Source organism: Colwellia echini (assembly GCF_002843355.2).
Taxonomy (GTDB): domain Bacteria; phylum Pseudomonadota; class Gammaproteobacteria; order Enterobacterales; family Alteromonadaceae; genus Colwellia; species Colwellia echini.
On record NZ_PJAI02000003.1, the window covers coordinates 197,389 to 213,139 of the forward strand.

Genomic DNA, 15,751 nt, shown 5'->3' on the forward strand with positions numbered 1-15,751 from the left:
AAGTTACTCACTAAACGCCCTAATTTATATCACTAGGACAACCACGATGACTAAAGACAATAAAATTATCAATAACAGTGATCTAATGCCATCAGCAAAATATAACCAAGGCAATAATCGCATCGGTTTGCTTATATCGACTGTAGCTGTTGTTGTTATGTTATCACTAAGCTCACCTGCAAAAGCGGCTGCTGATTCGGTAAGTAGCTCCACCTATAAATCGCTAACTGAAATTCAAGAGCAAATTGGTAACAACCAACTTGAAGAAGCTTATATCGAATTAAAAGCCCTTCATCAAGAGGTTGATATTGAAACCATTGATGAAGCTTTAGTGCTACAAATGCTTGGTTATACCGAGATGTCACGCAACAATTATGATGAAGCGATTATTTACTTAAAACGTAGCTTATCTCTTGGTTTATTACCTGAGTCAGTTAAATACAATGTTGGCTACATGGTTGCTCAGTTGTACGCCGCACAAGAAAAATTTACCGAAGCCTTAGTTTTCGCTAAAGAATGGTTTACGACAATAAAAGAGCCTACCGCCGCTCAATATATTTTCATGGCAAACATTTTTGCACAAACGCAGAACTATAAAGACGCTATTCCTTACACTGAAAAAGCGATTGCCATGACGCCAGAGCCAAAAGAAAACTGGTATCAATTACTTATCGCCAGCAACTTTGAAGTTAAACAATACTCTGCTGCAGCTGCAGCCTTATCAAGTGCAATTTCATACTGGCCAGAAAATAGCAACTATTGGGAGCAGTTAGCGAGTGTTTACATGATCTTAGAAGAAAACACTAAAGGTCTCGCAACGTTACAGCTTGCTTGGAAAAGTGGGGTGCTAGATAAAGAAACGTCAGTAAAATCTATGGTGCAACTGGCTATAACACAAGGCATACCCGAGCATGCCGCGCGATTAATTGTTATGGCCATGGAGCAAAATATATTACCTGAAGACGCTGATTACCTAGCTACATTAGCCAATGCTTGGGTTGCAGCAAAAGAGTATACCCCTGCAATAACAGCTTTTGAAAAACTCGCCGAGGTAACAGAAGAAAGCGAGCCTTATTTAAACATTGCTAATTTATATGTAGAAAAAGCCCAATGGCAGCCAGCAGAGCTTGCATTGAATAAAGCCCTTAGCGGTGAACTAGAAGAACCGGGTAAAGCCTGGTTAGTGATGGGAATAACCATGACCGAGCAAAAGAAATTTGGTGAGGGTTTGGCCGCTTTTCGTAAAGCTCGTGCGTTTTCATACAGCGAAGGACAAGCAAATAACTGGCTAGAATATGCCGCAGATTTGCAACGCCAGCATAACTGGATAACGCGTAATAAAGCAGCCAATGACACCGCGACCCAGTAAAGATTATAACGACACAAATATCACACCTACTTAACGGTGACTGATTAACGACGAATTGATTAAAGGCGCATTGATTAAACACGACTGAGTTAACAACTTAATTATTCTTACACCATGAGAGACAAATTTATGATTCCACATTTTAAAAAGTTTATCGGCGTAATAGCCTTAACCACAGCACTAATAGGCTGTAGCTCCAATAACAGCAAGGTAAGCAGCGAAACCACCCCCAAACCTATTCCAATTAAGTTTGTTATCGTTACCATGTTTGAAATTGGCGATGACACCGACGATACCGCAGGCGAATTTCAGCTATGGAAACAACGCCAAGAGTTAACAACAAGAATACCGTTCCCGCAATCTCATCATGATCTTTACCTTAATGAAGAAACTGGTGTACTAGGTATGGTTACTGGTATTGGTACCTCGCATTCAGCAGGTGCTGCAATGGCATTAGGTATGGACCCTCGTTTTGACTTATCACAAGCCTATTGGTTAATTGCCGGTATTGCCGGTATTGACCCTGAAGATGCTTCAATCGGTTCAGCTGCATGGGCAGAATACTTAGTTGATGGCGATTTAATGCATGCTATTGACCCACGTGAAATGCCTGTTGAATGGGAAACAGGTTATTTTGCCCGTGGAACTCACGGACCGCATGACAAAACAAGACCTGAACCTAAAGGTGAAGTGTTTCAAGTGAATGCTGGGTTAACTAATTGGGCATTCGAGCTAACTAAAGACATTGAATTACCTGACTTTGAAAGTTTAGAAAAAACACGTTCTCTTTACGTTAACCACCCTAATGCACAAAGAAAACCATTTGTATTAAAAGGCGACCAACTTGCTGCTATGAAATTTTGGCACGGTCAGTATTTAAATGACTGGGCAAACAATTGGGTTGATTTTTGGACAGATGGTCAAGGCGAATTTGTTACCTCTGCTATGGAAGACACAGGGACTTTCATGTCGTTAAGCTTCCTAGATAACATAGGTAAAGTAGATAAAAATCGTGTAATGGTATTAAGAACAGGTAGTAACTATTCTATTCCACCGCCAGGCGTTACCGCAGCAGAAAACTTATTAGCTGAAAATGAAGGCTATGCAGGTTTAGACGCTGCGTTAGAGTCTGCTTATGTTGTTGGCGTTGTCGTATTAGAAGAAATTATTAATAACTGGGACAAGTACAGCACAACGATACCAAGTGCTAAATAGGTGATATAAACAAACCTAATTAACGCTTGAACCTAAAGGAGTTGACGACAGTAAACCATTTGTCGTCAACTCCCTTATTAGCCCTGTTATCACTGTTAGCATTGCTAGTTTCATTCAGTAAAACTCCACTTCCCACTACGGCTAACTATATATCGAGCCAACCTTTTTGCATGTTCAACCATTCAATAATTTTTCATGCTTTTTGAATTAGCCTAATTGAGCCAAATTATGAACCGTAAATACCCACATCATAAAAAATTAATTACCGCATTATGCTTATGTATCAGTGTGTTTTTCACTCACGCAAGCCAAGCAACAGACACGGTTAAATTACGAATTTTAGAAACCACCGACATTCATATGTACCTTGCAGATTACGATTATTACCGCGATCAGCAAAGCGACTCGGTCGGTTTATCGCGGGTAGTTTCCTTAATTCATAATGCTCGTTCAGAAGTAAACAATTCATTATTAATTGATAATGGCGACTTGTTACAAGGCTCACCACTTGGCGAGTATATCGCGCAGCAAACAAGTTTATCGGCACAAAATATTCACCCTGCTTACAAAATAATGAACCCATTAAGTTACAACGTGGGTAACTTAGGTAATCATGAATTCAACTTCGGTATACCTTTTTTAAAACAAGCCATTAGCGGAGCGAACTTTCCTTATATTTCAGCCAATGTTTATATTGATGATGCTGATAATGACCCAACAAACGATGTGCACTTTATTAAACCTTACCTCATTGAACCATTAACCTTAATAGATGACAGCGGAAAAAAACACAGTATTAACGTAGGTTATATCGGCTTTACCCCACCACAAATTATGCTTTGGGATATGGGACACCTTAAAGGGAAAGTTATTGCCAAAGACATAGTAGAAACCGCCGAAAAACTCGTTCCTGAAATGAAGAAATTAGGGGCCGATATCATTATTGCCATTCCACACAGTGGCTTATACAACTTACCACGCAAAGGCATGGACGAGAATGCCACCTATCATTTAGCAAAAGTGCAAGGTATTGATGCTATTTTATTTGGTCATTCACATCGGGTATTTCCTGGCGATAAAACCATTGCTAGCTACGAGGGCGTAAATACTGAAAAAGGCACTGTATTTGGTATACCTGCTGTTATGCCCGGTTTTTGGGGGAGTCATTTAGGCTTAATTGACTTAACACTACAAAAGAGCAATAACCAATGGTCTGTTATAGATAGCCAAGCCAGCGTTAGAGCCGTAGCAAAACGCGATAAAGGTAAATTAACCTCATTGGTGAAAACGGATGAAGCATCAAACAAGGTAATTATGAAAGAGCATAAAGCCACCTTAGAATACATGCGACAAAAAGTAGGTGAAACAACGTCTCGTATTCATAGCTACTTCGCGCTAGTGCTAGACGACCCATCAGTACAATTAGTTAATAACGCGCAAAAGCAATATGTTGAACGTATAATTCGCGGCACTGAATTAGCCGATTTACCGGTATTATCAGCCGCAGCGCCTTTTAAATCAGGTGGTCGTATTGGGCCAGACTACTACACTGATATTCCTGCAGGTAAAATATCACTTATTCACCTACAAGATTTATACGTGTTCCCAAATGATTTAAAAGTTGTTCAATTAAATGGTCTACAAGTTATTGAATGGTTAGAGTTTTCAGCAGGACAGTTTAATCAAATCGACCCGACAAGTAACGCCAAACAAGCGATAATAAACCCCGCATTTGCATCATTTAATTTTGATATTATTGACGGTATTCAATACCAGATAGATGTTACTCAACCAGCCCGCTATGACCTAGAAGGCAAGCTGATTAATCCAAAAGCGGCACGTATCACCAAGGCGACATACCAAGGAAAACCGTTAAGCAAAGCACAAACCTACTTAGTGGCAACCAATAATTATCGCGCTGGCGGCGGCGGTAACTTCCCAAATTTAGATGGCAGCAATATTGTTATTCATGCTCCAGACAAAAATAGATCTGTTGTTGCGGCCTATATTCAAAGCGTTGATCAAATTAATCCCGCGGCTGATGGTAACTGGCACTTCGCTGATACCTTTGGTAAAGCCAAAGTTATTTTTACCAGCTCAACTAAAGCAAAAGATATTGCCCCTAAAAACATCATAGCTTTGCCTGAAAACGCACAAAAGCAAGTCACTACAACATTTGAAATACGCCATTAAAGTCGACAATTTCAAATGTAGTTTGCTAACAAAGCCAATAATTTACATAATTTTTTGCTGAAAATCCTTAGACTAAACACAAGATATTGTTGTTAATATCTGTCCATCATTGTGATTATTATTTATAGTGCTAGGCTATAATAAAAATCACAATGAGGCTCGTTATGCCGTTTCTATGCAACACTCGAGTACTGAAAACCGTAAAATTACCTATGTTGTTATTAAATCTTACCCTAGCGGTTATTGCGCTAAACATAGTAATACTTAATGTAGCCATGGCAAAATCGACATCGACAGCCAAGCCTACAAACTTTATTCAGTATGACGCAACAAGTATCGCTAACGTAAAATTGTCCTTAAAAAATAACACTGCAGCACCCTATACCCAAAAAGCCTATAAAGCGCTTATCAAAAAAGCTGACTCAACACTTAAAATGACCAACCCAAGTGTTATGGATAAAGATTTTTTTCCGCCGAGTAAAGATAAGCATGATTATTTAAGTTTAAGTCGTTACTGGTGGCCAGATCCTAAATCACCTGATGGTTTACCTTGGATAAGAAAAGACGGCATTACCAATCCAGATACCCAAACTGACCATGTAGATCGCGGTAGATTAGGCGAAACTATGCGCGCTATTCGCATTTTATCTCTCGCTTATTACTTTTCAAACGATGAAAAATACGCCCAAAAAGGTGTTAGTTTAATCAATACTTGGTTTTTAGACGAAAATACCAAAATGAATCCGCATTTAGAATACGGGCAAAGCGTGCCAGGTAACCCTAAAAGTAGACGTTCTGGCATGTTAGACGGACGAGTTATTCCTGAAAATGTACTTGATGCCATCACCATTTTTTCCAATTCACCTGCCTGGACAGCAACACAAGATACACAAATGACCGCTTGGTTAACACAATACCTTACCTGGTTAACAACCAGTGAATTAGGTAAATCTGGCGCCAGCCAAAAGAACAATCATGGCTCTTGGTATCACTTTCAAGTTGCTGCTTTAGCATGGTATTTGGCCGATGACGCGTTATTAAAACAAAGCATTATCGCAGCACAACAAAGTTTTCCTGAACAGTTTGACGCACAAGGCGCGCAGCAACATGAATTAGCTCGAACCCGTGCATTCTTCTACAGTTGTTTTAATTTACAAGCACTGGCGCTTATCGCCAATATTGCCGAAAAAAGTAACCTAGCAACAGCTAATTTATCATTATGGCAATACCAATCACCAACAGGACAAAGCTTACAATTAGCCACTGATTATTTAATGCCTGTAACCCGTGAAGAAAAATGGCCTCACGCTAGCAAAAATCTTGATCAGAGTCAGTTATCTCCAATTCTAAGCAGTTTAGTTATGTACGCTAACAAACCAGAATACCAAGCAACGCTGAGTAAAATAATAAAAGACTTAACTAAGAATAAAAAATTAACATCTAATCAAAAACGTACATACTACGAGTTTGTTTTACTAACACCACAACTATTAACACCCTAATAATTAACATCGCAACAATTGTAAGCTGAGCCACTAATTACCTATTTGAATAACTAGGTTGTTACCTACTAAAATATAAGGAGATTTAACTATTAAATTAAATAAATAAATATTAATTAATTAATACTAATAGTTAACAAGGTTACATGGATAAAACTAAAAACTCGCCTTCATTCGCGAAGAACACTCGAAAAACGTTTGTTGCACTACTCATCCCTCTATCTACAATTTTACTATCGGCTTGTTCCGATCCAGGCTTTCACATCACTGATTCAGACCAAAACTATTGTGCTGCTATAAATAATAAAGCACCTGCAGAGCTATCTAAATACCTAGCGCCATATAAAGATAATATGGAAAAAAGTACCGGTGTTTACATACTAGAGCAAGGAACCGAAGCCATACTAACCAGAGCTTGGTTAAGTGAACAAGCCCAACAAACTATTGATGTACAATATTTTATTTTTTCATCTGACAACATTGGTTTAATTGCTGTTGATTACCTCGTAAAAGCTGCCGAGCGAGGCATAAAGGTAAGAATGCTAGTTGATGATCTAATGGTTGATGCCAAAGAAAGCCAGCTATTAAAATTAGCGGCACACGAAAATATATCGATAAAAATCTATAACCCGATGCTCAATATTGGTAAAAACTTTGTCGCTAAAGTTGTAAATTTAACCACTAATTTTCATGGTATAAATCAACGCATGCACAATAAAACCTTTACCGTAGATGGTAAGGTAGTTATTACTGGTGGTCGAAATTTAGCTGATGAATACTTCGGCTATGATCACGAATATAACTTCAGAGATCGTGATGTACTGCTATTAGGTGGTGTCACTAACGATATTCAAATGTCATTTAACCAGTATTGGGATAATGACTTAAGCGTTCCGATTGAAGATTTAATTTCGAGTAACGCTGAAATGAATACCAATTTTGACGCGTTACATCAATATGCTTGTAATCCCCTTAACTTTCTCCCCGAAGTTAGACAGCAAATAAAAAACCTTCCTGATGTATTTCAAGAGCTTGAGCAAACAAATCAACTACATTGGTTAAACGGTGTTGAATACGTTTCAGATTTACCGGGTAAAAATGATGGTAATACATTTTTAGGTGGAAGCGGATTGTCTACTGAGCGACTTATTTTACTGTTACAACACGCTAAAAAATCAGTCACCATTCAAAGCCCTTATTTAGTAACCACTGACTTGAGTAGAAACCTATTCAAGAGCCTTGTTGACCGTGGTGTTGAAATAAAAATCCTCACTAATAGCTTAGCGTCAAACGACAACTTTGAAGCTTTTAATGGTTATCAACGAGATAGAAAAAAATTACTAGAAACTGGCGTTGAAATTTACGAATTTAAACCCGATGCCCAAATTAGAAAGAAAATTATGTCTAAAGAAATGCAGGGCAAATTACCCGAAATGCCAATCTTTAGCTTACATGCAAAGTCGATGGTTATTGACGATAATATTACTGTTATCGGTACATTTAATGTAGATCCACGCAGCGCTAACTTAAATACCGAAAGCATAACGATTATTCCTTCTAAAGAAATATCAACAGCAGTTAAAGCGGGTATGTTAGAAGAAATGCAACCTGAAAATGCTTGGCAGACCACGCTTGACTGGAATCCTGATGGCGAAGAAACACTAGTGAAACAACTTAAAGTTAAACTAAGACGCGTAGTGCCAAAGAGCATTCTTTAACGCACTTTTATTTAACGTTAGCTTGATATTAAAGCCACTAAGTTTAAGTTTAAGTTTAAGTTTAAGTTTACAGATAATAATAAAAATAAGCAGAATCACATGACAAAAATAGCATTCGCCTCGTGTTGCCGTTACGAAGCTTTTCCACATATACCGCATAATTTAAAGCAAGCTGAATGGAAGGTGGTTGAAGACTCGAACCCTGATTACTTGTTCTTATTAGGCGATCAAATTTACATGGATTACGGTCTACGTTTTTTTAGCCAAGAACCAATAGGCTCACCAGAAAAGTTAAGTTTGGTTGATTTCGAAGCCAAAATGTCAGCGAAATATGCGCAACAATTCTCAGTACCGCATTTTAATAGCTTAGTAACCAAAATGCGTGACCAGAATGCCCTCTTCGCTACTTGGGATGATCATGATTTTGCTTGGGATAATGCGAGCGGTATTTGCGTTCCTGAAGACAAAAAACAAGTATCTACACGGTTATTTAAAACCTGGGTTTTAGGTGAATCAAAACCCGATAATTCGCCCATTTATCGTTATGTGGATTTACCCATAGATAAACCTGTCGCTCGATTTATTATTTTAGATAATCGCAGCTTTGCAAGCCCCATTAAAAAGCATTCTGATAAACAGTGTAAATGTAGAACAGAGCCAAAAACACCAAGCATGCTAGGAGAAACACAATTAAGTTTCCTATTAGATAAGATGCAACACAATCTTCCGCACACCTTTATTTGTGCTGGGGTAACGTTAACGCAAGGTAGTGAAAATTGGTCTAAGTTCAAAACAGAATACCGCTTATTCTGCCAAGCGGTGCAAGCGTCAAAGAGTAACGTTTTCTTTGTTGGCGGCGATATTCATAAAAACAAATTGCTCAAACCAGATAGAAAACGCCCCTGCTACGAAATTATTTCATCTGGCATATCAATTAATTATTTGGGTATGCCATTTAATTTTGATGACCGACACAATTGGGGCAGCATTGAATTTGATGAAAACAAGGTTACCGTTGAATTAAATACTGTAAAAGTGGATAACCTTGGTGGTGCTAAAGCGATGGAACCTATTATTCGTAACTTACTTTAGCTATAGCTGTTAGGAGCTTTCGTTGAGCTTTAAGCCTTTTGTATTGAGAAAAGACTTAAAGCTCAACGACTAATCAAAGAGACCAACAGAGCCTGTTTTAATATCCCCAACAGTTATATTTTCTGTACTAGCAAGTTAATCCACAGCACCATAACACACAGAAATGACGCCCAAAATGTCAGCATACGATGCAAAATATGATTGTAAGTTAAATGAATAAACGCATGTGCCACGCGAAATACAATAAACAACCAAGCAAAAATTAACGCAACAAAACTGTTGATACCGAAACAAATATATAAAGTACAAACCACATAAAATAACGTAGGAATTTCAAATTGGTTATTAAAATTACGGGTAGTTTTTGTTACTAAATCTGGAACGCTCTGCCCATCCATTAAACGAAAATATTTAGGACTTATCTCCCCTGTTTTAACACCCGCGAATCTAGCCTTTACCGCCACACAAGCAATAATAAAAGTTAACAATACCATGGCAAACATGGGGTATAACAATAAAGTATGCATTTACATAAACTCCTAAGAAAAATTTAGCATCTAGTACTTCTCGCTTACAAGGTTCCCATCACGTTAATCACAACGTTGACCACAGCTGCTTTAACCCAATAAGGTGAATAACACCAAAACTTAAACAAATTAATGAACTCCATACCCAAAACTCAGGAGATCGCCCCATTGGATAATTCACTAAAAATAACCCAAGAACACCACGCGTTAAATAAATAGCTGTAATTAAGGTTAGCGCTAAACGAATTAATGGTAAGCGAACAATAACACCCGCAGCAGAAAAAGCATAAAGCGACCAAATAGATAACACCAAAACAATGCCGCTAGTAATTATTGTAGGCTGAATACTACCACGCTCGGCAAGTACTGCCATTTCCTCTCCAGCACCAAAAAACCGATACCAGGACGCGCCAAAATAAATACAGCCAACATGCAAAATAGCGACAATGGCACTTAAAGTGCCGCCAATAATTAGAAATATGTTCATATAGCAATAAAACTCCCTGTAATACCAGTTCCATAAATTATGGGTTTGATAATATTTTATGATGATTTATAAATTAGCACTCCACCTTTATTTTAAGGGTTGCGGTTAATCTGGTTGTGCACTTAAGCTATTCAATTTATTGACAAGAAATGATAAGTAGTAGAATGTAGCGTAAGTATAATTAAATGCAATAAAATATCGATACGAAGGGATACGTAATTGTCACCAAAATTCTATAATAAAAATGCCGAAGCATTAGCTCAGCAGTACCTTTCAAAATCATTTGAAGAGGTACATAAAAGTTGGTCGCATTTGTTACCTGAAATTATAGAAAACCCCAACGCCCGTATTCTTGATTTAGGTGCTGGTGCAGGACGTGATGCTAAACATCTTGCTGAATTAGCTGAAGTAAAACATAGCAACAAAAATAACATTCAAATTTACGCGGTAGAACCCGCCTTAGACCTTGCTGAAATTGGTAAACAAACCACGAAAAACCTCAAGATTAAGTGGTTAGAAGACTCACTTCCCGCTTTAAATATCATTACTCAACAAGAAGTTAGTTTTGATCTTATTCTATTAAGCGCAGTTTGGATGCACATTCCACCAAGCGAACGTGCTCGTTCACTTCGTAAATTGGCCAATTTACTTAAACCTGGTGGCAAAATCGTTATATCACTACGTCATGGTCAAACCGAAGACGATTACAAAACTCGTAAAATGTTTGATGTGTGCGCCGATGAATTAAAACAATTAGCCACAGACGTTGGCTTATTCACCAAGCTTGAAACCACAAAACAAACAGATGAACTTGGCCGTAACCATATTCACTGGCAAACCGTAGTTTTACAATTACCTGATGATGGCTCTGGCGCATTCCCGTTTATAAGACACGTTGCCATTAACGACGGAAAATCAGCAACCCATAAATTAGCATTATTAAGAATATTACTGCGTATTGCCGATGGACATGCAGGCGCAGTATTAAGACGAGAGTCTTGCCCTGTAAGTGGCGAGCGAGTAATACTGCCAATGGGATTAGTTGCGCTTTACTGGGCGCATCAATACAAAGACTTAATTGATACCCACCATTTATTTCAAACGCCAAATAAAAGCCCAAATATGGGCTTTATGAAAGATAGCGGTTGGCACAAACTAACACACCGCACGGCTTCTGATTACCGTATTGGTAATTTGTTTTTTGGCGAAGATGCCAAAGCTATACACAGCATGCTTTCTGCCTGTGCAAGCAACATAAAAAATATGCCCTGCAAATACATTACCTTTCCTAATCAAGAGCCGAATAGTAATAACCCAGTATTCGAAGTAAACAGTAAAACCGTAAAAGCCAAAGACAGCATTTTTCTTGATTTACAAACACTAGAGCAATGGGGCGAATTTTCAGTTCCTGAATCGATATGGTTGGCGTTTAATCGTTACGCGTGTTGGATTGAGCCTGTACTAGTCAGCGAATGGGTAAAAACCATGGCGGGCTATAAAGGCAACGAACAATATTCAGCACCTGAAAATCAATATTATTTACAGCAAGCATTAAACTGGCTAGAGCCAAAACGCACCACAACCGAAGTGCGCCAGCGCTTTGAACAAATTAAACAACAATCACCAGAAATAGCACAATGTGTTTGGTCGGCTAAAACACTTACCAATAAATACGCTATTGATCACAGCATGCCATTTTCCCGCTGGCCGAATAACGACTTATGGAACTTATTACCAGCCGATAGCGATATTAACGGCCAAAAAAGCGACCGTTTACCAACAGAACATAAATTACTGGCATCAAAAGAACGAATTCAACACTGGTGGCGCGAAGCTTGGCTAAACCCAGTGCAAAGTAACGATAGCAACACAGCTTTTACTTCGCCAAATGCTGAACCAGCTTCAACACATAAAAATGAAGTGAATGATATGACGGCAGGTTACGCCATCAGTAATAAATTATTCACCGCGCCGTTGCCAACAACTACAACGAACCAAATAGAAAACAGCCAACAAGAACGCTTTTTCGCCGAAGCGAATATCGCCCTTCCGGGGTTAAATTCAGATAACGATTCAATAGATGATTTGTTTGAAGCTTTGGTGATGCAACGTGGGCGATTGAAAGAAATGCAGCAGTTGAGAGAGTGGTGAAAGGATTTTATTTACATGACTTTAATAAATGAGTATTAAAAGATAATGGCTATTGAGTTTAATGAAATTAACGATCCCAAGTCGTGGGAGGCATATTTTAAATCTTTATTAAAATATCGCCACAGTCAAGAGAATGTATTTGATATCCCAGATCAAAATGAAGGTGATTGGGGGGTTGAGTGCTATACGGCTTGTGGGAAAGTCTTTCAATGCTACTTTCCAGATAAAAACCATTCCGTCTCAAAGTTATATGATAACCAAAGAAATAAAATTAATACTGATCTTAAAAAGCTTACAGTGACGAATGCTGGAGTATGGAAAGAAATATTTGATAATCAAGGGATTAAAATAAAATCATGGGTGTTGGCAACCCCACTTTATAACAATAAACTATTAGCTAAATATATAGCAAAGAAAACGAAAGAAATTAGAGATCTTGGATTAGATTTTATTGATGATGACTTCAGAGTTTCTGTACAAACGGATGATGATTATCCGATTGAGCAGCAAAACTTAGCAAACTGTTTTACTCAACTAAAAATAGATATTGATGAAATATCTGATGAGGATTTAGCCGAGTGGATAGGTGAAAAAGTTGGCTTTTTAGCAGATTTACATCCTAAATTGGTAATACTTGCTGATGGTGATAAAAAAGAAATCGATAACCAAAAGTTGGCTATTTCTAATTTTTACTTAACTTACCAAAATATGCTTGATGTATTAGAGCGAGATTTCCCCCAAATTCATTTGACAGTCATTGATTGCGTCAATACACGTAAACAAAAATTAAAACAACGTATCTCACTTTTCGGTAAAGGTAAGGCTCCTTCAACTATCTTGGACGAGAATATACAGCAGCTAGAAAATGATTTAGCACAGGTAATGCCTAACTTTTTTGGTGGCACACGCTCTGATATGTGTGCGGGTGTTATAGCTGGCTGGTTAATTGAATGCCCACTGAGGTTTTAAATGGATCTAAAGCAACTTGTTACTAAAAAATCGTTTTATATTAGCGAAAGAAAAGAATTCATTTCTTGTGATTTAAGACCTACTTGGCGTATTTATCTTTTAGTCTTAATTCTGCGTTTAGTCGGCAGAGGCAATAAGGCAACAAGAAATAAAGTCCATATTGCTAATTGGGCACTAAAAAATAGTGAACATATTGACAGTTATCTAGAGTACACCGAGCAGAAGAAAGGCAAACGTCCGTTTATAAATTTAGATCCAGCTATGGATAAGGCGATTGATTATGCCCTTTACTCAAAACTAGTTACAGTTGATAACAATAGGATTCAATTAACACCTGAAGGCATTAAGGCTACTAATAGCTTAATTAAACTGGAGGTTTTTGAGGTTGAGAAATTAATTCTTTTACAATTAAAGCCTGCATTGTCTGAAGAGAAAGTTACCAAAGCACTTGAAGGGAAGTAAAAATGTCATTGAGTTTAAAACGACTAATTGTAAAAATTAAAACAATGGGGGGGGGCCCATTTGGGTTGGACATTACATTTGACCAAGGATTAGTGGTTATCCGCTTAGATAACACACATGGTAAGTCAACTTGTTTAAATTCAATTGCATATGCACTAGGCATGGAGAAAGGTATTGGCGCTACAAGTCGCTTCCCATTTACCCCTGTAATGAATAAAACATTAGTTTTTGAAGATGTCAGCTATACAGTTGTAAGTTCAGAAGTCTTTTTACAAATATCAAACGGCACAGATGAATTTAGCTTACAAAGAGATGTTTTTGATGTTCACGGTGACACTAATATAATTAGGGTTCAAAAAGGAAGTCTTGATGATTTTACACCTGAACTTAGTGATAAGTATTATATAAATAAGCAAAATGATACTAGTAGCGAGCGCGGATTCTATGCATGGTTATGTAAATTTATAGGATGGAATTTACCTACAGTACCTAAAACAGATGGCGGTGAAAGTTTACTATACCCGGCAACGATTTTTCCTTTATTGTTTGTTGAACAAAAAAGGGGGTGGACGGGAATACAATCCACATTACCCTATTATTTTAAAATCAAAGATGTAAGAAAACGTGCAATTGAATTTATTATGAATTTAGGTGTTCATGAGCTTTTAGTAAAAAAACAGAAGCTAAAAATCAAGCACAGCAACTTGCTAATCTTTTGGCAGCAATGGCATATGCAGCTAAGTAATAAGGCTAAATTGGTGCGCGGTGAAGTTGTGGGTCTTAAAAAACAACCTCATAAAGAGTTCTCGCAATATTCCATTGAAGTTGAGATTACACATGAAAAGCGGCAAGTGTTGCTAGACGACTTACTTTTTGCAAAAAGAAATAGTCTCAAAAAAACTAAAGAACAAAGGGTACAAGAAAGTAATACTGATTTTGATATTCAGCGTGTCAAAACATTGATAATTGAAAAGGAGCTCTCACAACAAGTGACTCAAGATAACTTTGGAGAAGCAAGCCAAAAGCTACAATTGTTAGCGAGTAACCTTGCCTCCGTTAATATGCGTTTAAAGTCACTCAATGAAAACAAGAGAAAATATGAAGATCTTAAAAAAGTTAACGAATTAGGTTTGTTAGACGGACTTGGTGTTGAAGAAGGTAGCTGCCCAGCGTGTGAGCAACCTGTTGCAGATGCACTTCTCCCAAATATTATAGAACATGACGTAATGTCAGCTGAAGAAAGTTTAAGTTATTTAAAGAACCAAATTAAAACGTTTTCATTTATCCTTGAGAATTCTAGACAAGAATTTGAACATCAACAGCAATTAGTTAACGCGACTAGAGATGATTTATTTGAGGTTAAAGCTGAAATACGACGACTAAATGACAGTATTACAGATGTTAGTAAAACTAATTTGGAAGAATTTATACGAGAAGAAGTTAAGCTGGAAGAATCTATTAAGCTGCTAGAAGAAGTTCGTGTTTTTAAGGAACGAGTGAAGGATGAAGTGAGTAAACTGTATCGTGAAATTATGCTCACTGAAACGACCATTAATAAAATTCCCAAAGATGGTTTAACTAAATCAGACAAGAGTAAGTTATATAAATTAAAGAGAATTTTGATTGAGCATGAGAGCGAATATGGATTCAGTAGTTTTTCACCTAATGATTTAAATATATCCTTTGACTCTTATCTACCCACACTTGAAAACTATGATTTAGGTTTTGATACCTCTGCTAGTGATGGTATTCGAATTATTTGGGGGTATTTATTGGGGATGTTAGAGCTTTCTCGTGATTTTGAAATGAATCACCCTGGCTTGTTGATTTTCGATGAACCTCGTCAACAAGATGCCGATCCTGTTAGTTTCAGTTCTTTACTCAAAAAAGCGGCTGGTTCTAAGAAATATAACCAGCAGGTGATTCTAGCTACTTCTGAAAAAACAGCTTCATTAAATGTGGCAACACAAGGTTTAGACTTTAAGCTTATTGATTTAACTGAAAGTGGTGAAAAAATAATGAGACCATTAAAACAATCAACAAGGACACTCAGCGATAATTGCTAG

12 protein-coding genes are annotated in these 15,751 nt (G+C 37.5%); 10 read left to right on the forward strand and 2 right to left on the reverse strand.

The genetic code is table 11. The features are described from left to right. The first annotated feature begins 46 nt into the window (after positions 1-46). From CWS31_RS04820 to CWS31_RS04845, 6 genes are all read left to right on the forward strand, one after another. Positions 47-1,369, forward strand: a complete 1,323-nt coding sequence (locus CWS31_RS04820) for a tetratricopeptide repeat protein (RefSeq protein WP_211355794.1) — start codon at positions 47-49, stop codon at positions 1,367-1,369. Between the two features lie 129 nt (positions 1,370-1,498). After that, positions 1,499-2,584: a purine nucleoside permease gene (locus tag CWS31_RS04825; protein ID WP_101344741.1), complete on the forward strand. Its 1,086-nt coding sequence runs from the start codon at positions 1,499-1,501 to the stop codon at positions 2,582-2,584. A 228-nt stretch (positions 2,585-2,812) separates the two neighbouring features. Beyond that, positions 2,813-4,777, forward strand: coding sequence for a bifunctional 2',3'-cyclic-nucleotide 2'-phosphodiesterase/3'-nucleotidase (locus tag CWS31_RS04830; protein WP_101344742.1), 1,965 nt, complete (start codon positions 2,813-2,815; stop codon positions 4,775-4,777). A 164-nt stretch (positions 4,778-4,941) separates the two neighbouring features. Then, positions 4,942-6,279 carry an alginate lyase family protein gene (locus CWS31_RS04835; protein WP_170252763.1) on the forward strand — a complete coding sequence of 446 codons (1,338 nt, stop codon included), beginning with the start codon at positions 4,942-4,944 and terminating at the stop codon, positions 6,277-6,279. A gap of 146 nt (positions 6,280-6,425) precedes the next feature. Continuing rightward, positions 6,426-7,997, forward strand: a complete 1,572-nt coding sequence (locus CWS31_RS04840) for a phospholipase D family protein (RefSeq protein ID WP_101344744.1) — start codon at positions 6,426-6,428, stop codon at positions 7,995-7,997. A gap of 99 nt (positions 7,998-8,096) precedes the next feature. Further along, positions 8,097-9,089 carry an alkaline phosphatase D family protein gene (locus CWS31_RS04845; protein ID WP_101344745.1) on the forward strand — a complete coding sequence of 331 codons (993 nt, stop codon included), beginning with the start codon at positions 8,097-8,099 and terminating at the stop codon, positions 9,087-9,089. Positions 9,090-9,202: 113 nt separating this feature from the next. On the opposite strand, the gene CWS31_RS04850 is transcribed toward CWS31_RS04845, so the two are convergent. Together CWS31_RS04850 and CWS31_RS04855 are read right to left on the reverse strand one after the other, a co-directional pair. Next, the gene (locus tag CWS31_RS04850) at positions 9,203-9,616 is read right to left on the reverse strand and encodes an MAPEG family protein (RefSeq protein WP_246143367.1); all 414 of its coding nucleotides are present in this window, start codon (positions 9,614-9,616) and stop codon (positions 9,203-9,205) included. Positions 9,617-9,683: 67 nt separating this feature from the next. Further along, entirely contained in the window at positions 9,684-10,103 is a 420-nt protein-coding gene (locus CWS31_RS04855) for a hypothetical protein (RefSeq protein WP_101344746.1), read from the reverse strand. Positions 10,104-10,322: 219 nt separating this feature from the next. Here CWS31_RS04855 and CWS31_RS04860 point away from each other — a divergent pair, with 219 nt between their 5' ends. The 4 genes from CWS31_RS04860 to CWS31_RS04875 are packed head-to-tail and all read left to right on the forward strand — an operon-like array spanning position 10,323 to position 15,751. After that, positions 10,323-12,254: a class I SAM-dependent methyltransferase gene (locus CWS31_RS04860; protein ID WP_101344747.1), complete on the forward strand. Its 1,932-nt coding sequence runs from the start codon at positions 10,323-10,325 to the stop codon at positions 12,252-12,254. 45 nt (positions 12,255-12,299) lie between these two features. Next, the gene (locus tag CWS31_RS04865; protein ID WP_101344748.1) at positions 12,300-13,223 is read left to right on the forward strand and encodes a hypothetical protein; all 924 of its coding nucleotides are present in this window, start codon (positions 12,300-12,302) and stop codon (positions 13,221-13,223) included. Beyond that, positions 13,224-13,685 (forward strand): hypothetical protein, encoded by a 462-nt coding sequence (locus tag CWS31_RS04870; protein WP_101344749.1) that lies wholly within the window; start codon positions 13,224-13,226, stop codon positions 13,683-13,685. It begins immediately after the preceding gene. Between the two features lie 2 nt (positions 13,686-13,687). Next, positions 13,688-15,751: a hypothetical protein gene (locus tag CWS31_RS04875; protein WP_101344750.1), complete on the forward strand. Its 2,064-nt coding sequence runs from the start codon at positions 13,688-13,690 to the stop codon at positions 15,749-15,751.